The organism is Herbaspirillum sp. WKF16 (assembly GCF_028993615.1).
In the GTDB taxonomy this organism is placed as follows: Bacteria; Pseudomonadota; Gammaproteobacteria; order Burkholderiales; family Burkholderiaceae_D; genus Herbaspirillum.
Window position 1 is genome coordinate 1,161,873 of sequence record NZ_CP118632.1, and the last position, 18,949, is coordinate 1,180,821.

At 64.9% G+C, this 18,949-nt stretch carries 13 protein-coding genes; 11 read left to right on the plus strand and 2 right to left on the minus strand.

Features of this window, described 5'->3' with window-relative positions; genetic code table 11:
• Positions 1–319: 319 nt before the first annotated feature.
• Positions 320–2,044 carry a methyl-accepting chemotaxis protein gene (locus Herbaro_RS05235; protein WP_275012777.1) on the plus strand — a complete coding sequence of 575 codons (1,725 nt, stop codon included), beginning with the start codon at positions 320–322 and terminating at the stop codon, positions 2,042–2,044.
• Positions 2,045–2,377: 333 nt separating this feature from the next.
• Positions 2,378–4,129: a methyl-accepting chemotaxis protein gene (locus Herbaro_RS05240; protein WP_275012778.1), complete on the plus strand. Its 1,752-nt coding sequence runs from the start codon at positions 2,378–2,380 to the stop codon at positions 4,127–4,129.
• A 69-nt stretch (positions 4,130–4,198) separates the two neighbouring features.
• On the opposite strand, the gene Herbaro_RS05245 is transcribed toward Herbaro_RS05240, so the two are convergent.
• A complete protein-coding gene (locus Herbaro_RS05245; protein WP_275012779.1) occupies positions 4,199–4,678 on the minus strand; it encodes a SixA phosphatase family protein in 480 nt (159 codons plus the stop codon).
• A gap of 45 nt (positions 4,679–4,723) precedes the next feature.
• The gene (gene ppk1, locus Herbaro_RS05250; protein WP_275012780.1) at positions 4,724–6,832 is read right to left on the minus strand and encodes a polyphosphate kinase 1; all 2,109 of its coding nucleotides are present in this window, start codon (positions 6,830–6,832) and stop codon (positions 4,724–4,726) included.
• A 410-nt stretch (positions 6,833–7,242) separates the two neighbouring features.
• Here ppk1 and pstS point away from each other — a divergent pair, with 410 nt between their 5' ends.
• The 9 genes from pstS (at position 7,243) to bcsA (ending at position 18,941) form a co-directional block, all read left to right on the plus strand.
• Positions 7,243–8,292, plus strand: a complete 1,050-nt coding sequence (pstS, locus tag Herbaro_RS05255; RefSeq protein WP_275012781.1) for a phosphate ABC transporter substrate-binding protein PstS — start codon at positions 7,243–7,245, stop codon at positions 8,290–8,292.
• 188 nt (positions 8,293–8,480) lie between these two features.
• Positions 8,481–9,491: a phosphate ABC transporter permease subunit PstC gene (gene pstC, locus Herbaro_RS05260; RefSeq protein WP_275013963.1), complete on the plus strand. Its 1,011-nt coding sequence runs from the start codon at positions 8,481–8,483 to the stop codon at positions 9,489–9,491.
• Positions 9,491–10,384 (plus strand): phosphate ABC transporter permease PstA, encoded by an 894-nt coding sequence (gene pstA / locus Herbaro_RS05265; RefSeq protein ID WP_275012782.1) that lies wholly within the window; start codon positions 9,491–9,493, stop codon positions 10,382–10,384. Before pstC ends, pstA begins: the two co-directional genes overlap by 1 nt.
• 33 nt (positions 10,385–10,417) lie before the next feature.
• Positions 10,418–11,218, plus strand: a complete 801-nt coding sequence (pstB, locus tag Herbaro_RS05270) for a phosphate ABC transporter ATP-binding protein PstB (protein ID WP_275013964.1) — start codon at positions 10,418–10,420, stop codon at positions 11,216–11,218.
• A 185-nt stretch (positions 11,219–11,403) separates the two neighbouring features.
• Positions 11,404–12,114, plus strand: coding sequence for a phosphate signaling complex protein PhoU (gene phoU, locus Herbaro_RS05275; protein ID WP_275012783.1), 711 nt, complete (start codon positions 11,404–11,406; stop codon positions 12,112–12,114).
• Between the two features lie 120 nt (positions 12,115–12,234).
• Positions 12,235–12,912, plus strand: a complete 678-nt coding sequence (locus tag Herbaro_RS05280; RefSeq protein WP_275012784.1) for a response regulator — start codon at positions 12,235–12,237, stop codon at positions 12,910–12,912.
• A gap of 76 nt (positions 12,913–12,988) precedes the next feature.
• Positions 12,989–14,299, plus strand: coding sequence for a phosphate regulon sensor histidine kinase PhoR (phoR, locus tag Herbaro_RS05285; RefSeq protein WP_275012785.1), 1,311 nt, complete (start codon positions 12,989–12,991; stop codon positions 14,297–14,299).
• A gap of 277 nt (positions 14,300–14,576) precedes the next feature.
• Positions 14,577–16,232, plus strand: coding sequence for a methyl-accepting chemotaxis protein (locus Herbaro_RS05290; RefSeq protein WP_275012786.1), 1,656 nt, complete (start codon positions 14,577–14,579; stop codon positions 16,230–16,232).
• A gap of 276 nt (positions 16,233–16,508) precedes the next feature.
• Positions 16,509–18,941, plus strand: a complete 2,433-nt coding sequence (gene bcsA / locus Herbaro_RS05295; protein ID WP_275012787.1) for a UDP-forming cellulose synthase catalytic subunit — start codon at positions 16,509–16,511, stop codon at positions 18,939–18,941.
• Positions 18,942–18,949 lie beyond the last annotated feature (8 nt).

Below are 18,949 nucleotides of genomic sequence, written 5' to 3' on the forward strand. Positions count from 1 at the left end.
GCGTGCGCTTGTCGTTTCGTCATCGCCGATGTCTTGCGGGAATGACAATGTCGGCCGGCGGAGCCGCCCCGCGAACGCACTCCGGCGGGGCGTCGCGGGGCGGCTGCGCAGGCCGCGCGCGCCCTGATTCGGGGCGTGCGCCCCGCTTTGGAAAACTATGCAAAACGCACATGAGCACATGCTGACAAAGCATTGGCTTGCGCCGAGGCGCATCTTCTAAGATGCCGCTCCACGGCATGGGCAAACGGCCAGCGCGTCCCGGCGCCGCGCCGGTTTGATGTCTGAAATACATCGTCGTTCTTACGGAAAGAGCACATTCATGATCCAACATCTCAAGATCGGCACCCGCCTGGCCTTCGGCTTTTGCCTCATCCTGCTGTGCGCCGTGGCGCTGCTGGCCATCGGCCTGTGGCGCATGGCGGAGCTGGAATCCTCCAGCGAATACGTGATCGACAAGAAGGTCGCCGCCATGACCTTCGCGATGAACATGCGCGAGGCCGGCAGCGAACTGGCGCTGGCCCTGCGCAAGGTGGTCACGCCCACCGATGCCGCCGAAGGCAAGGCCGAGGACGAGCACCTCGGCAAGATCCTGAAGGCCTATGCCGAATTCGAAAAGCAGATCGCCGCGCTGTCCGATGGCGGCCGCGGCAAGGAGCTGCTGGGCGCGGCCAGCGCCGAAAGCAAGAAGCTCTTCCCCATTGTGGAGAACATTCGCCAGCAGGTGGCCAGCAACAATTACTTCGACGCCGCCCAGCTGCTCAAGAGCGACTTCCTGCCGGCCCATGAAAAATGGATGGCCAGCGTGGGCGCGCTGGCGGTGTTCCAGCAGGACGACATGAAGGCGGCCCACGCCGACGCCAAGGACAGCTACCGCAAGGCGCAGGTCGGCATGCTGGTGATCGGCGTGCTGACGCTGGGCCTGGGGCTGTTCTTCACCTTCGTGATCACCCGTTCCATCGTCAACCCGTTGAAGCGCGCCGGCGGCATCGCCGCTGCCATTTCCAGCGGCGACCTGACGCAGGACTTCGAGGATCGCGGCCGCGACGAGGCCGCCACCCTGGTCAACGCGCTGGGCTCCATGCAAGCCAACCTCGCCGCGACCTTGAATGAGGTCAAGGAAAGCGCGGCCGTCATCGCCATCGCCTCGCACGAGATCGCGCGCGGCAACCTGGACCTTTCCAACCGCACCGAATCGCAGGCGTCGAGCCTGGAAGAAACCGCCAGCTCGATGGAGCAGCTCACCTCCACCGTGCAGCAGAACGCCGAGAATGCGCGCCAGGCCAACCAGTTGGTGGTCTCGGCCTCCGACTACGCCACCAAGGGCGGCCGCGTGGTGGGCGACGTGGTGGACACCATGGGCTCGATCAAGGAAAGCTCGCGCAAGATCGTCGACATCATCGGCGTGATCGACGGCATCGCCTTCCAGACCAACATCCTGGCGTTGAATGCGGCGGTGGAAGCGGCGCGCGCCGGCGAGCAGGGACGCGGCTTCGCGGTGGTGGCCTCGGAAGTGCGTTCGCTGGCCCAGCGCAGCGCCACCGCGGCCAAGGAAATCAAGCAGCTCATCAGCGACTCGGTGGACAAGGTCGACGCCGGCGGCAAGCTGGTCGATGAAGCCGGCGCCACCATGAGCGAGATCGTCACCTCGGTCAAGCACGTGGCCGACATCATGGGTGAGATCACCGCCGCCAGCCAGGAGCAGAGCGCCGGCATCGCCGAGGTCAACAACGCGATTGCGCAGATCGACGAGATCACCCAGCAGAACGCCGCGCTGGTGGAGCAGGCCGCGGCCGCCGCCGAGAGCCTGCAGGAGCAGTCCGACGTGCTGGCCCACGCGGTCTCGATCTTCCGCCTGAAGATGGCCGCGCCGGCTGCGGCGCTTGCCGTGGCCCCGGTCGCCGCCGCGCCGGCGCGCGCCATCAACCCATCCGCTACCATCGAGGTGCAGGCGCGCACGGTGAACCCGGCCGGCCGCTTGCCGGCCGCCGCGCCGGCCAGGAAGCCGGCGCCCTCGGCGCGCGACGACGAGTTCGAGGAGTTCTGAGTCGGGGGTGGCTTGCGCCATATTGACTAAGCGTCAAGTTTCGGTGGAAGCGCCGCAGCCTCAAGCTGCGGCGCTTTTTCTTTTGCTGTGCCGCTATCGTGACGGATACAGCGATGAGGACTGAAGATTTTCAGAATATTGCCGATAAGCTAGAACAGCCGAGGCTTGGTCTGGCATGTCGCGCGGGGGCGCGACGCCGGGCCGCGCCAGCCAAGTGAGAGAGCGCCATGTTCCGCAGGGAACCGAAGGACGCCGCCGCGGAAGTACACGCGGCCTTGGAGGCTGTGGCGCGGTCTGCCGCGTTTCCCCTTCATCCACCGGAACACATCATCCATGTCTTTCAAGAACATCTCCATCAAGGCGCAGCTCGCCATCGCCATCCTCATCCTTTCCTGCCTGCTGGTCGCCATCGGCGCCTCCGGCCTGCTGGGCATGTCGGCCGCCGTCAGCATCAACCGCGAGCTGACCGAAGAGCGCATTCCCAAGACCGTCGCCGCCGACAACGTGCTGATCTGGATCGGCCGCCAGCGCACCTCGCTGGACCAGGCCGCGCTGACCGACGACCCGGCCTGGGCCGAGCGCATGGCCGGCATGGATGCCAACGCCCGCAAGGAAGCGCTGCAATGGTGGGCCAAGTACACCGAACTGCCGCAGACCGAAGAGGGCAAGGTGCTGGTGAAGAAGGTGTCGGAGGGCCTCGAGAAGACCGAACAGGCGCTGGTCAAGTTTGCCGAAGCCATCAAGACCGGCGACCGCAAGGCCATCGGCGACCAGGCGCGCGTGGTGGGCACCATCTACACCGCGATGCAGGCCGACGGCCAGGCGCTGAGCAAGTATGAGAGCGAGCAGGCCGAGCACAGCCTGGCCGCCTCCACCCGTCGTTATGAGGCCTCTCGCATGTTCTCCAGCGTGGCCATCGTGGTCGGCCTGCTGCTGGCGCTGTACAGCTGGCTGTCGCTGCGCCGCGCGATCGGCGAGCCGATGGGCCGCGCCCTGAACCACTTCGAGGCGATCTCGGCGGGCGACCTGACCCAGCACGTGCATGTGCACTCCAAGAATGAAATGGGCCAGCTGCTGGCCGGCCTGGCGCACATGCAGGAGAGCCTCACGCGCACCGTGCGCGCGGTGCGCACCGGCAGCGACGCCATCGCCACCGCCACCCGCGAGATTTCCTCGGGCAACCTCGACCTGTCCTCGCGCACCGAGCAGCAGGCCGCGTCGCTCGAGGAGACTGCCTCCAGCATGGAAGAACTGACTTCCACCGTGAAGCACAACGCCGACAACGCGCGCCAGGCCACCACGCTGGCGGTCAACGCTTCCACCATCGCCGCCGACGGCAACGCCGTGGTCGGCCGCGTGGTGCAGACCATGGAAGAAATCCGCGCCAGTTCGGCCAAGATCACCGATATCGTCAGCATCATCGACGGTATCGCCTTCCAGACCAACATCCTGGCCTTGAACGCCGCGGTGGAAGCGGCGCGCGCCGGCGAGCAGGGCCGCGGCTTCGCGGTGGTCGCGTCGGAAGTGCGCGCGCTGGCGCAGCGCTCCTCCAGCGCCGCCAAGGAAATCAAGGACCTGATCATGCTGTCGGTGGATCGCGTGCAGGCCGGTTCCGAACTGGTGGGCCAGGCCGGCGCCACCATGAGCGACGTCATCAACGCCGTGCAGCGCGTGACCGACATCATGGGCGAAATCTCGTCGGCTTCCAGCGAACAGAGCGCCGGCATCGACCAGGTGTCGCGCGCGGTGTCGCAGATGGATGAAGCCACCCAGCAGAACGCCGCGCTGGTGGAGCAGGCCAGCGCCGCCGCCAAGGCACTGGAGCAGCAGGCGCAAAGCCTGATGCAGGAAGTCTCGGCGTTCCGCCTGGTCGAAGGCGCCGGCGGCGCGCGTTTCCAGGCGGCCCCGGCGGCGGCTCCGATCGTCGCGCACAACAGGGCCGCGGCCAAGCCGGTGCGCCCTGCGCCGCGTCCGGCAGCCGCGCCGTCCCCCGCCCCCGCGCTGGCCAAGCCTGCCGCGCCGGGCAAGGCAGCGGCGCGCAATACGCCGCCGTCCGGCGATGACGGCGACTGGGAAACCTTCTGATCCAGGCGACGCCGCCAATGAAAACGCCGCCCATCGGGCGGCGTTTTTCTTTCGCCTGCGCGCCAGCTGTCAGCGCGAATGGTGCTTGCCGGAGGTGGCCAGCAGCTCCGGCGCGATCACCGCTTTCAGGTAGTTGGTGGTGACGTCGCCGCGTTCACGCTGGGCGATCCACCACACGTTGGCCTTGCGCAGCGACCATTCCTGCGGCAGGCCCGCGATCAGTTGCGCCGCCACCAGGCCCAGCGTCGGCTGGTGGCCCACGATCAGCACCGGTTCGCGGTTGTCGGGCCAGTTGGCCGCGCGCAGCAGGTCCTCCGCGCTCTTGTCCGGCGCCAGCTCCGGGTGCACCTTGTACTTGCGGCCCAGCGCCTCCACCGTCTGCAGCGTGCGGGTCGCCGGGCTGACCAGGATGCGGCAGCTTTCCGGCAGGTTGCGATCCAGCCATTCGGCCATCTTGGCGGCCTGCTTGTGTCCTTTCGGGGTCAGGGCGCGTCCCTCGTCGGGTTCGCCCAGCTCCGCTTCCGCGTGCCGCCACAAAATCAGATCCATCTCACGCTCCTGTAATGATTTCCGGATATAGGGCTGGCGGCATCCTCATTCTTCCGGCAACGCCGGAATGCCTAGTGTCGTCATCAGGTGCTGCTGGGCGCTGAAAGTCTGCTGCTTGCTGCGCGCCTTCTTCAGGGTGTAGACGCCGTTGGCATCGAGATGCCAGGAGTTCGTGTTGTCCTTCAGGTAAGGGTTCAGGCCTTCGGTGATGACGCGTTTCTTCAAGGCCTTGTCCAGCACCGGGAATCCGACCTCGATACGGCGGAAGAGGTTCCGGTTCATCCAGTCGGCGCTGGCCAGGTAGACGTCGTGCGCCAGGTCGTTGCGGAAGTAATAGATGCGCGAGTGCTCCAGGTAGCGGCCGATGATGGAGCGCACCCGGATGTTCTCGGACAGCCCCGGCACGCCCGGGCGCAGCGCGCAGGCGCCGCGCACGATCAGGTCGATCTTCACGCCGTCGGCCGAGGCCGCGTACAGCGCGCGTATCACCGACTCGTCCAGCAGCGCGTTCATCTTGGCGATGATGCGCGCCGGCCGTCCTTCGCGCGCGATCTGCGCCTCGTTGCGGATGGCGCGGATGGTCTCCTTCTGCAGCGTGAACGGCGCCAGCCACAGGTGGTTCAGGTTGCGCGGCTTGCTCAGGCTGGTCAGGTGGATGAACACCTCGTTGACTTCGGCGGTGAGTTCCTGGTTGGACGTCAGCAGGCCGAAATCGGTATAGAACTTGGTGGTGTTGGGGTGATAGTTGCCGGTGCCGAGGTGGGCGTAGAAGCGCAGGCGCTCGTCTTCGCGGCGGATCACCAGCGCCAGCTTGGCGTGCGTCTTGAGGCCGACCACGCCGTACACCACCTGGGCGCCGGCCTGTTCCAGCTTGACCGCCCAGTTGATGTTGGCTTCCTCGTCGAAGCGCGCCATCAGCTCCACGATCACGGTCACTTCCTTGCCGTGCTGGGCGGCGTAGATCAGCGCCTCCATCAGGTCGGAGTTCATGCCGGTGCGGTAGATGGTCTGCTTCAACGCCACCACGTGCGGATCGTGCGCCGCGCTGCGGATGAAATCGACCACCGGCTGGAACGACTGGAAGGGGTGGTGCAGCAGCACGTCCTTCTTGTCCAGCACGCTGAAGATGTTCTCGCTGATGAGCTGGTGCGGCAGGGTGGGGGAGAACGGCGGGAAGCGCAGCTCCGGCTGCGCCACCAGGTTGACGATCTCGGACAGGCGCACCATGTTCACCGGCCCTTCCACCGCATACAGGCGGTTGCGGTCGATGTTGAACTGGTTCAGCAGGAACTGCGCCAGGTGCTCGGGACAGTTGCTGGCCACTTCCAGCCGCACCGCCACGCCGAACTGGCGGCTTTGCAATTCGGTTTCCAGCGCCTGGCGCAGGTTCTTCACTTCCTCTTCATCGACCCACAGGTCGCTGTTGCGGGTGACGCGGAACTGCGAATAGGCGGTGATTTCGCGGCCCGGGAACAGTTCGGCGATATGCGCATGGATCACCGAGGACAGCAGGCAGAACGACGACGAGCCCTTGGCCGAGAGATGGTCGGGCAGCTTGATCACGCGCGGCAGCACGCGCGGCGCCTTGACGATGACGATGCCGGTGCCGCGACCGAAGGCGTCCTTGCCGGAGAGCTCGATGATGAAGTTCAGGCTCTTGTTGACCACCTGCGGGAAGGGGTGGGCCGGGTCCAGGCCGATCGGCGTCAACAGCGGGCGCACGTGCTGCTCGAAGTAGCCCTTGACCCAGGCGCGCTGCGCTTCGTTGCGGTCTTCGTGGCGCAGCAGGTGGATGCCGTTGGTGGCCAGCTGCGGCAGGATCTCGTCGTTGAGCAGCTGGTACTGGCGCGACACGATGCGGTGGCATTCGGCGCTGGTGCGCTCCAGCGCGGCGCGCAGCTCGGGCGGATCGACGTTCTCGCCTTCGATGCGGTTGGCCAGCAGGCTGGCGATGCGCACCTCGAAGAATTCATCCAGGTTGCTGCTGCAGATGCACAGATAGCGCAGGCGTTCCAGCAAGGGAACGCTGCGGTCTTCGGCCTGGGCCAGCACTCGCCGGTTGAACGCCAGCTGCGAGAGTTCGCGGTTGAGGTAGATCGTATTGGCGGGCAGCTCCGGTTGGAGATCGTTTTCCGGTTTTGCTTTTCTGGTCATTCAATGGTCCCTGTCCATCCTGTTTTGCCGGGAGTGTATTAAGGAGGTATGACAAGTTTATGACAGAACAAATAAGCCTTTGTCATATTTCTTTCATGGAAACGTTTCCATCGTTTAATTATTTAACAATATTTCCCCGGTGGAAATCCGACGCGGCCGATCGGCTGCAATCGCGCGCGGCTGGCGGGTTTGTTCCCGGTCGGCCGCAGCAGCCGGTGCGCGCCCGGATTGTCGCTTCGACAACGCTCCGGGTGGGCGCGAGCAATTGTCCGTCGGAAGCAAACCGACAAGGCCCCGTCATAAACTCGTCACATTAGCTCGTTAAAGTTCGCCCTGTCCAAGAAGTGCATCCCACCAACCGTGATGTCTCAGTGACGCTCAATCCGTTCAAAAACATAGGAGTATCAGAAATGGGTTTCAACCAACTGATTAAGTCTGTTGCAGTCGCAGTGGCCGGCGCTTTCGCCTTCGGCGGCGCGGCTCATGCAGCAGAAATCACCGGCGCCGGCGCTTCCTTCCCGTATCCGGTCTACGCCAAGTGGGCCGAGCTGTACAAGACCGCCACCGGCAACAGCCTGAACTACCAATCGATCGGCTCGGGCGGCGGCATCAAGCAGATCAAGGCCAAGACCGTCGACTTCGGCGCTTCCGACGCTCCCCTGACCCAGCAAGAACTGACCGAAGCCGGCCTGACCCAATTCCCGGCAGTGGTCGGCGGCGTGGTTCCGGTCGTGAACCTGGACGGCGTGACCCCGGGCCAGGTGAAGCTGTCCGGCCAAGTGCTGGGCGACATCTACGCCGGCAAGATCACCAAGTGGAACGCTGCTGAAATCGTCGCCCTGAACCCGGGCGTGAAGCTGCCGGCCGACGACATCACCGTCGTCTACCGTTCGGATGCTTCGGGCACCTCCTACGTGTTCACCTCCTACCTGGCCAAGGCCAACGCCGACTTCAAGAGCAAGATCGGCGCCGGCACCGCGGTCAAGTGGCCGACCGGCGTGGGCGGCAAGGGTAACGAAGGCGTCGCCGCCAACGTGCAGAAGGTCAAGGGCGCGATCGGCTACGTCGAGTACGCCTACGTGAAGAAGAACAAGCTGAACTTCACCCAACTGAAGAACAAGGACGGCGCTTTCGTGTCGCCTGACGACGAGTCCTTCAAGGCCGCTACCGCCGCCGGCGACTGGGCCAAGACCCCGGGCTTCGCCGTCGACTTCACCGACGCGGCAGGCAAGGCTTCGTGGCCGATCTCCAGCGCCACCTTCATCCTGCTGCACAAGGAGCAGGCTGGCGACGGCGCCAAGGGCAAGGAAGTCCTGAAGTTCTTCGACTGGGCCTACAAGAACGGCGGCAAGTCCGCTGCCGAACTGGACTACGTCCCGCTGCCGGCTACCGTCACCAAGCTGGTGGAAGACTCCTGGAAGGCGAACGTCAAGGACGGCAGCGGCAAGGCGATCTGGTAATCGTCAAGCCATGCAATCCTGGGAGGGCGTCCTGAGGCGCCTTTCCCAGCAAGGCTGAAGCAGGCTTCCTCCAACGAAGCACGCGGGCCATCGAAGCGAAAACGAGCAACTCTGAGAGACAGAGCATTCGCGGCGATGGCCCGTTTTAATGGTGAACTCAAATGAGCGCAAATTACTCCACCACGGCTATGTCGAATCCCGAAGTAAAAAAATCCGCGACAGACACTGAAAGTGCGCAAGCCGCGCACCAGCAGTTGATGGCCGTCATGCGCAGGCAGCGACTGCAAGATTTCTTTTTCCACAAGTTGACGCTCACCTTCGCACTGTCCGTGCTGTTGATGCTGGGCGGCATCATCGTTTCCCTGTTCATCAACGCGGCGCCGGCCTTCCAGGCCTTCGGCCCGGGCTTCATCACGCGCGTCGAATGGGATCCCACCAATGAACAGTTCGGCGCCATGATCGCCATCGTCGGCACGCTGTCGACCTCGATCATCGCGCTGCTGATCGCGTTCCCGGTCAGCTTCGGCATCGCGCTGTTCCTCACCGAGATCTGCCCGGCCAAGCTGCGCCGCCCGTTGGGCACCTGTGTCGAGCTGCTGGCCGGCGTGCCCTCCATCATCTACGGCATGTGGGGCCTGTTCGTGTTCGCGCCGCTGTTCTCCGAATACGGCCAGCCCTTCCTCAAGGCGACCCTGGGCCAGATCCCCGGCATCGGCGTGCTGTTCTCCGGCCCGACCATGGGCATCGGCATCCTGACGGCCGGCCTGATCCTGGCCGTGATGATCATCCCCTTCATCTCCTCGGTGATGCGCGATGTCTTCGAGGTGGTGCCCGCGGTGCTCAAGGAATCGGCCTACGGCCTGGGCTGCACCCGCTGGGAAGTGGTGCGCAAGGTGGTGCTGCCGTACACCAAGACCGGTGTGGTCGGCGGCGTCATGCTGGGCCTCGGCCGCGCGCTGGGCGAAACCATGGCGGTCACCTTCGTGATCGGCAACTCGCACCGCCTGTCCTGGTCGCTGTTCGCGGCGGGCAATTCGATCGCCTCCACGCTGGCCAATGAAATCGCCGAAGCGTCCAGCAAGCTGCACGTCTCCTCGCTGTTCGCGCTGGGCCTGATCCTGTTCGTCATCACCTTCATCGTCCTGTCTGTCGCCAAGATCATGCTCATGGGCATGGCGCGCAAGGAAGGAGCCAAATAATGAGCCAAACCACCCAAAACGCAGTCGCGGCCGAACAGCCGCAAGGCATGAACCCGGTCTACCGCAAGCGCCTGCTGCAGCACCGCCTCGGCATGCTGTTCTCGTTCGTGGCGATGGGCCTGGGCCTGTTCGTGCTGGCCTGGATCCTGCTGACCCTGGTGTTCAAGGGTGTGGCCGCGCTGAACATGGGCCTGCTGACCGAAAACACCCCGGGTCCCGGCGGCGAGGGCGGCGGCCTGCTCAACCCCATCGTCGGCAGCCTGATGATGGTTGGCCTGAGCACCCTGATCAGCACTCCGATCGGCATCCTGGCCGGCGTCTACCTGGCCGAATACGGCGAGGAGAGCAAGCTGGCGCAGGTGACCCGCTTCGTCACCGACATCATGCTGTCGGCGCCCTCGATCGTGATCGGCCTGTTCATCTACGCGATCTACGTCGCCAACGTCGGCCACTTCTCCGGTTGGGCCGGCACCTTCGCGATCTCGCTGATCGCCATTCCGGTGGTGGTGCGCACCACCGACAACATGTTGAAGCTGGTGCCCAACGGCCTGCGCGAAGCAGCCTTCGCGCTCGGCGCGCCGCGCTGGAAGGTAGCCATGATCGTGCGCCTGCGCGCGGTCAAGGCCGGCGTCGTGACCGGCGTGCTGCTGGCGGTGGCCCGCATCTCGGGCGAAACCGCGCCGCTGCTGTTCACCGCGCTGAACAACCAGTTCTTCAGCACCAACATGAACCGTCCGATCGCCAACCTGCCGGTGGTGATCAACCAGTTCGCCATGAGCCCGTATGACAACTGGGTCTCGCTGGCATGGGGCGGGGCGCTGCTGATCACCTTCAGCGTGCTGCTGCTCAACGTGCTGTCCCGTACCCTGTTCAAGCAACAGATCCCCGGCTAATTTATCCAAGTGACCGACATGACTACTGCTCAAATGGCAAACCAGGCACCGAATGCACCGGCCAACGCGGCCGCGCCCAAGAAGTCCACGATCGAAATCGCGAACCTCAATTTCTACTACGGCGGTTTCCAGGGCCTGAAGAACATCAACCTCAACATCTATGAAGGCAAGGTCACCGCCTTCATCGGTCCGTCGGGTTGCGGCAAGTCGACCCTGCTGCGCACCTTCAACCGCATGTACGACCTGTACCCCGGCCAGCGCGCCGAGGGCAAGATCATCTACGCCGGCAACAACATCCTGGAGCCGGGCCAGGATCTGAACATGCTGCGCGCCAAGGTCGGCATGGTGTTCCAGAAGCCGACCCCGTTCCCGATGTCGGTCTACGACAACATCGCCTTCGGCATCCGCCTGTACGAAAACCTGCCCAAGGGCGAAATGGACGAGCGCGTCGAATGGGCGCTGAACAAGGCGGCGTTGTGGGGCGAAGTCAAGGACAAGCTGCACAAGAGCGGCCTGTCGCTCTCCGGCGGCCAGCAACAGCGCCTGTGCATCGCGCGCGGCGTGGCGGTCAAGCCTGAGGTGCTGCTGCTGGACGAGCCGACCTCGGCGCTGGACCCGATCTCGACGGCCAAGGTGGAAGAGCTGATCGGCGAACTCAAGAACGACTACACCATCGCCATCGTGACCCACAACATGCAGCAGGCGGCCCGTTGCTCGGACTACACCGCCTACATGTACCTGGGCGAGCTGGTGGAGTTCGGCGAGACCGACCAGATCTTCATGAATCCGGTGCGCAAGGAAACCCAAGACTACATCACAGGCCGTTTTGGATAAGGCGCGGCCTAGGCTACTGCGCACCCCGGGGCCAGCACTGCGATGCTCGCCGTACTCCAGTACGGCTGCGCTTCTCCTGCAGGCCGCGGGGTTGCTCGCGACGCCCATGCCGCACCTCGATGCGTAGTCTGGGCAATGTTTTCAGACATTCATTTTTACAGAATTCAATTAATTAGGGACGTCACATGACCGGCGATCACTCCTCCAAGCAGTACGACCAAGATCTGGAAGAAATCCGTTCCAAGGTGCTCGCCATGGGCGGCATGGTGGAACATCAGTTTCAGGACGCGATTGCGGCTTTCCGCACCGGCAACCTGGATGTGGCCAAGCGCGTGATGAAGGATGACGAGGCGGTGAACCGCCTTGAAGTCGAACTCGACGACGCCTGCAGCCACCTGATCGTGCGCCGCCAGCCGACCGCCAACGACCTGCGCACCGTGATGGCCACCATCAAGATCATCACCGACCTGGAACGCGTGGGCGACGAGGCCACCAAGATCGCGCGTATCTCGGTTCACCTGCACAAGCGCGGCATCGGCCTGGTGTCGCACTACGAGACCGTCAGCCTGATCGCCGAGCAAGCCGGCGACCTGCTGCGCAGCGCGCTGGATGCCTTCGCCCGCCTGGACGACAAGCAGGCGCTGGAACTGATCAAGGCCGACGCCAGCATCGACCACGGCTTCCGTTCGATCACCCGCAGCCTGATCACTTTCATGATGGAAGACCCGCGCACCATCTCCGGCTCCATCGACACCCTGTGGGTTGCCAAGGCGATCGAGCGCATCGGCGACCATGCCAAGAACATCGCGGAGTACGTGGTGTACGTGGTGGGCGGCAAGGACATCCGCCATACCGACTTCGGCTCGGCCAAGGTGGTCGAGGAAGACGAGGACTGAACCGGCTGCAACGGGATCCGCGCGGAAAACAAGACGGCGGCCGGCTTCTACGAGCTGCCGACACGCGCGGTATCCGGCATGGCGGAGGGAGACCCGCGAATTTCATAAGAAGTTGAATAAATGACCACTATCCTGATCGTCGAAGACGAGCCGTCGATTGCCGAACTGATTGCGTTCACGCTCAAGGAAGCCGGCTGGTCCAGCTTTGTCGTCAACAATGCCGCCGCCGCCTGGGACTTCGTCCAGCATCGCGCGCCGCAGCTGGTCCTGCTGGACTGGATGCTGCCCGACCGCAGCGGCCTGCACCTGCTCTCGCGCATCCGCGCCGATCGCCAGCTGCAGCAGCTGTCGGTCATCATGCTCACCGCCAAGAGCATGGAAGAGGACAAGATCGCCGGCCTCGACAACGGCGCCGACGACTACATCACCAAGCCGTTTTCCCCGCGCGAGCTGACCGCGCGCATCAAGGCGCTGCTGCGCCGCAAGAGTCCCGAGCACGCGCAGGAGATCATGTCGGCCGGCCCCATCACGCTCGATCCGGCGAGCTGCTCGGTCACCCTGTCGGGCGACAAGATCGACATCGGCCACGCCGAGTACAAGCTGCTGAAGTTCTTCCTGGCGCATCCGGATCGCGTGTTTTCGCGCAGCCAGCTGCTGGACCGGGTCTGGGGCGACCATGTGGTGATCGAGGAACGCACGGTGGACGTGCACGTGCTGCGCCTGCGCAAGGCCCTGCGCGATGCCGAGTTCCTCATCAAGACCGTGCGCAGCGTCGGTTACATGCTGTCGACCAAATAAGCCTCTTGGGCGACAATAGGGCCTGTTGCGCCCGGCAACCCGCCGCGCGCTCCCCACGATTTTTCTTGCGATCTCAATGAGTCCACAACTGCTGTTCTGGATTCCCGCCGTCCTGCGCCTGGTGCTGTGCCTGGCGGGAGCGGGAGTCATAGCGTTCTTCTTCGGCCTGGTGCCGGGCCTGGCGGCCGCCGTGCTGGGCGTGGGCGCGATGATGGTGACCCACCTGCATTACCTGTTCCGGCTCTCCAGCTGGCTGGACGATTCAGGCCAGTCGCGCCTGCCCGACGGCTGGGGCGCATGGACCGACGTCTATGCCCGCCTGTACCGCATGCGCCGCGACGACGAAAAGAACCAGACCGAGCTTGCCGAGTGGCTGGCGCGCTTCCGCCAGGCCATGAGCCTGCTGCCGGACGGCGTGGTGATCATGGACGACGTGCTGTTCCTGGAGTGGTGCAATCCGGCCGCGCAGCAGCACCTGGGCTTGAAGCTGGACCGCGACAAGGGCATGCGGGTGACCAACCTGATCCGCAACCCGGCCTTCATCGACTACATCATCCTGGGCCGCTACGAGCAGCCGCTGACGCTGGCGCTGCATGAGCGCAAGCTGATCGTGCAGATCATCCCCTTCGAGAACCGCCGCCAGATCCTGGTCACGCACGACGTCACCGAATCCGAACGCATCGACATGATGCGCCGCGACTTCGTGGCCAATGCCTCGCACGAGCTGCGCACGCCGCTGACGGTGATCAACGGTTTCCTGGAGATCGCCCTGGCCCAGCCCAGGCTGGACGAGCAGACCCGCACCGCGCACCTGACCCTGATGACCGAGCAGGGCCAGCGCATGCAGAACCTGATCGACGACATGCTCACGCTGACCCGCCTGGAATCGATCGATTACCCGCTGCGTTCCGAGGTGGTGCGGGTGCAGGCGCTGCTGGAAGGCATCGCCGGAGAGGCGCGCGCGCTCTCGGCCGGCAAGCACGAGATCACGCTGGCCGTGAGCGGGCCGGACCTCAAGGGCAACGTCGACGAGCTGCGCAGCGCCTTCACCAACCTGGTCACCAACGCGGTGCGCTATACCCCGGCGGATGGACGCATCATGCTGCGTTGGGAGAGCGACGAGCGCGGCGCGCATTTCTCGGTGCAGGACACCGGCATCGGCATCAGCCCTGAGCACATCTCGCGCCTGACCGAGCGCTTCTACCGGGTCGACAAGAGCCGCTCGCGCGAGACCCAGGGCACCGGCCTGGGCCTGGCGATCGTGCGTCACGTGCTGCTGCGCCATCACGCCACGCTGGACATCCAGTCGGTGCCGGATCATGGCAGCACCTTCACGGTATATTTCCCGGCGACCCAGACCATCGGGGATTTCGTGGGGTTCAAGTGACAAGGGAAAAAGGATGCCGCGGCATCCTTTTTTATTGGCCGCGTCCAGGCCGGGCGCCGCCGGGAATGTTGCCAGAATTCCTAGGTAGAAATACGAATATCTGCACCACGGCCTTTTTGGCCACAATACCACCGCGCGGGAATGGCCGCGGCCGCCGGTCCGCGCGGCGGAAACCAGAATGCCCCCGGTCCACGACGGGGGCGCGACCACAAGATCCGCCCGCCCGCAAGTTTCCTGGCTCCCAGAACCAACCAACAATTTTCCGCAGAGGGAAAAAATGAATTACTTCGCCAACATGAAGATTGGCCGGCGCCTGGCGCTGGGCTTCGCCTTCATCCTCATCGCCGCCAGCGTAGTGGTTGCACTGTCCATCTGGCGCCTGCACGGCATCGCCATGGCTACCGAATCGATGATGGAAAAACCGCTGCTGAAGGAGCGCCTGGTGTCGGACTGGTACCGCACCATCCACACCAGCGTGCGCCGCACCACGGCCATCGCCAAGAGCTCGGATCCCAGCCTGGCGGCGTTCTTCGCCGACGACGCGGCGACCGCCACGCGCCAGTCCACCGAGCAGCAGAAGGCCATCGAGGCGCTGCTGAGCTCGGACAGCGAGAAAGAGGTCTTCACCAAGCTCTCCGCGGTGCGCAAGGACTACATCAAATACCGCGACGCCATCTCCAAGGCCAAGGCCGAAGGCCAGACCGGGGAGGCGGCGAAGATCCTGGCCGGCCCCTATGACGTCGCCGCCAAGGGCTACCTCGACCTGCTGCAGCAGCTGCTCAACGTGCAGCGCGCCGGCATCGACGGCATCGCCGGCGAGATCCAGGGAATCTATGAGCAAAGCCGCAACCTGATGCTGGCGCTGGCGGCCTTGCTGGTGGCGCTGGGCTGCTTGTTCGCCTGGCGCCTGGCGGTGAGCATCACGCGTCCGCTGGAACGCGCGGTGAGCGTGGCCGAATCGGTGGCCGACGGCGACCTGACCGTGCGCATCGACGCCGCGCAGGCCGCGCGCCGCGACGAAACCGGCAAGCTGCTGCACGCGCTGCAAGCCATGACCGCCAACCTGGCCGGCATCGTGGGGCAGGTGCGCAGCGGCACCGACGCCATCGCCACCGCTTCGCGTGAAATCGCCGGCGGCAACCTCGACCTCTCGGCCCGCACCGAACGGCAGGCCGGCTCGCTGGAGGAGACCGCATCGGCCATGGAGGAGCTGACCTCCACCGTGCACCAGAACGCCGACAACGCGCGCCAGGCCAACCAGCTGGCCGCGTCGGCCTCGTCGGTGGCGCAGCAGGGGGGCGAGGTGGTGTCGCAGGTGGTGACCACCATGGGATCGATCAACGAGTCCTCGCGCAAGATCGTCGACATCATCAGCGTGATCGACGGCATCGCCTTCCAGACCAACATCCTGGCCTTGAACGCGGCGGTGGAAGCCGCGCGCGCCGGTGAGCAGGGCCGCGGCTTTGCCGTGGTGGCGTCCGAAGTGCGCTCCCTGGCCCAGCGCTCGGCCTCTGCCGCCAAGGAGATCAAGGGCCTGATCGACGACTCGGTGGCCAAGGTCGGCACCGGCAGCGAGCTGGTGGGCCGCGCCGGCGCCACCATGCAGGAAGTGGTGGCCAGCGTGCGCCACGTGGCCGATATCGTGGGTGAGATCACCGCCGCCAGCGGCGAGCAGAGCGACGGTATCAGCCAGGTCAACCTGGCCATCACCGAGATGGACCAGACCACGCAACAGAACGCCGCCCTGGTCGAACAGGCCGCGGCTGCGGCCGAGGCGATGCAGGAGCAGGCCGCGCGCCTGTCCGAGGTGGTCAGCCAGTTCCGCCTGGCCGGGCGCGACCAGGCCGCGTGGAGCGACCAGGCCCCGGCGGCGGCCCTGGCGACAGCCGCCGTGGTGGACATCACTCCGGCGCGGCCGGCGCTGCAGCGCTGAGCCCGCGGGCAAGCTCATCCATGGATGCCGGGCGCCGCAACGCGCCCGGCATTTTTTTATCCCCTTCAGGAAATCCCCGATGGAAGGACGGCATGCCGGCCGGCAAAATCGGGCTGTGCGGGATTTTGTATTTTTGCCAATCTCCCGCAGGTGCTATTCCAACCGATGAGACTTGAATTCCTGTCATTTATTGGATAGCTTTAGGAATCGCTGAAAAGTTATCCTGGCGCAATGCATCGGGAAAAAACTCCTGACAAGAAACAAGAACAGGCAACCATGGCCACACCGGAGCGCGCACCATCCCAGCCTTCGACATCGTCGCCACCCGCCGGCGCAGCAGCGCGCGGCGGGCGCCTGGCATCCCGGGCCGGCATGCTGGCGCTGTGGGGCGCGGTCATGCTGGTGCTGCTGGCGGCGATCTCGGCGCGGGTCGACCTGGCCGCGCAATACGTCATGGCCGGCGGCGCCGTCGGCCTGATGCTGCTGATGCGCTCGCTGGGCTACGTGCGGCGCTTCCGCGTGTTCTTCCTGCTGGTCTCCAGTTTCCTGTTGCTGCGCTACCTGTGGTGGCGCACCTTCAATACCCTGGCCTACGACAACTTCTTCGATTTCCTCTTCATGCTGGCGCTGTACATCGCCGAGGTGTATGGCGTATCGATCGCGCTGCTGAGCTTCTTCGTCAATATCCACCCGCTCAAGCGCGACTCCGTGCCGCTCGACTTCACGCCCGGCAAGCTGCCCACGGTGGATGTGCTGATCCCCACCTACAACGAACCCACCGAACTGCTGGAGGTCACGCTGCGCGCCGCGCTGGACATGCGCTACCCGGCCAGCCACCTGCGCGTCTACCTGCTCGACGACGGCGGCACCGTGCAAAAGCGTACCCAGGCCTCGCCGGCCAAGGCGGCCGAGGCGCAGCAGCGGCACGTCGAATTGCAGGCGCTGGCGGCGCGCCACGGCGGCCATTACATCACGCGCGAAAAGAACCAGAACGCCAAGGCCGGCAACGTCAACGAGGCGCTGGCGCATTGCTCCGGCGACCTGGTGCTGATCCTCGACGCCGACCACGTACCCACCGTCGATTTCCTGGAGAAGACCGTGGGCTTCTTCCAGCAGGACGACAAGCTTTACCTGGTGCAGACGCCGCACTTCTTCATCAACCCGGATCCGGTGGAAAAGAACCTCGACATGTTCGGCCGCATGCCGCCCGAGAACGAGATGTTCTACGCCGTGATCCAGCGCGGGCTGGACTTCTGGGACGGCGCCTACTTCTGCGGCTCGGCCGCGGTGATCCGGCGCTCGCACCTGGACGAGGTCGGCGGCATCGGCGGGGTCTCCATCACCGAGGACGCCGAGACCGCCATGAAGCTGCACGCCAAGGGCTACCGCAGCGCCTACCTCAACGAGCCGCTGATCTCGGGCCTGCAGCCCGAGACCTTCTCCAGCTTCATCGTGCAGCGCCTGCGCTGGGCGCAGGGCATGGTGCAGCTGTTCCTGCTGCGCAATGTGTTCGCCATGAAGGGACTCAGCATCCCGCAGAAGCTGTGCTACTTCTCCAACACCTTCTACTGGTTCTTCAGCTACGCGCGCGTGATGCTGCTGCTGGCGCCGATGGCCTACCTGGTGCTGGGCCTGCGTTTCTACAACGCCAGCATCGCCGAGTTCTTCGCCTACGGGCTGCCGGCCATGGTCGGCGCCATCCTGACCTCGGACTACCTGTTCGGCCGCTATCGCTGGACCCTGATTTCCGAGCTCTATGAAATGCTGCAGTCGCTGTTCTCGCTGCAGGCCATCTTCATGGTGATCCGCAACCCGCGTGCGCCCAGCTTCAACGTCACGCCCAAGGGCGAGCACCTGGAGCACGACACGGTGTCCCAACTGGCCGGCCCGTTCTACTTCGTCTACGCGGCGGTGGTGCTGACCATGCTGGTCGGCTTGTGGAAGCTGTTCCACGCCCATGAGCACCAGGATGTGATCATCTCGGCGCTGGGCTGGGACCTGTTGAACCTGATCATCCTCAACGCCTGCATTGGCGTGCTGTACGAGCGCAAGCAGCGGCGTGCCTCGCCGCGGGTGCCGGTGAACCTGTTCGCCGAGGCCATGGAAATCACCGTCTCCCCGGCCACGCCGAAGGCGCTGGCGCAGGCCATCGGGGAGGGCGCGACCATGCAGCTGGACGGCGCGGTCAAGGTCGCCGCCGAGGCGGTCTGGCATGAGCCGCTGCCGTGCCGCGTGATCGACATCTCGGCCGGCGGCGCGCAATTGCAGTTCGACATCGCGGCAGTGCAGTCGGACCCGCCGAGGATGAACCACCTGCGCATCTACAACAGGGCGATGGGCCACGAGAGCCTGCTGCCCATCGAAGTGCGCAGCAGCCACACCTCGCCCGACAAGACCCGGCTGACCGTCGGCGTGCGCTTCACCGACACCAGCGTGGCCGGTTTGTCCGAGACGGTTTCGCTGTCCTCGGGCGACAGCGAACGCTGGACCGCCTACCGCGCCAGCCGCAACCAGCGCCTGGGCATCCTCGGCGGCATCGCGCTGCTGGTCCGCCTGGGCACGGTGCACGCCAGTCACCAGTACTACCTGTTCTGCAAGGGCCTGGCGGCCTACCTGTACCGGCGCGCGATCGCGCCGGTGCTGGCCACCCGTTTCGTCGCTTTGCTGCCTTACCGGCTGAAGCGTTTCTATCGTTATCTCATCCAGTGAACCCGGAG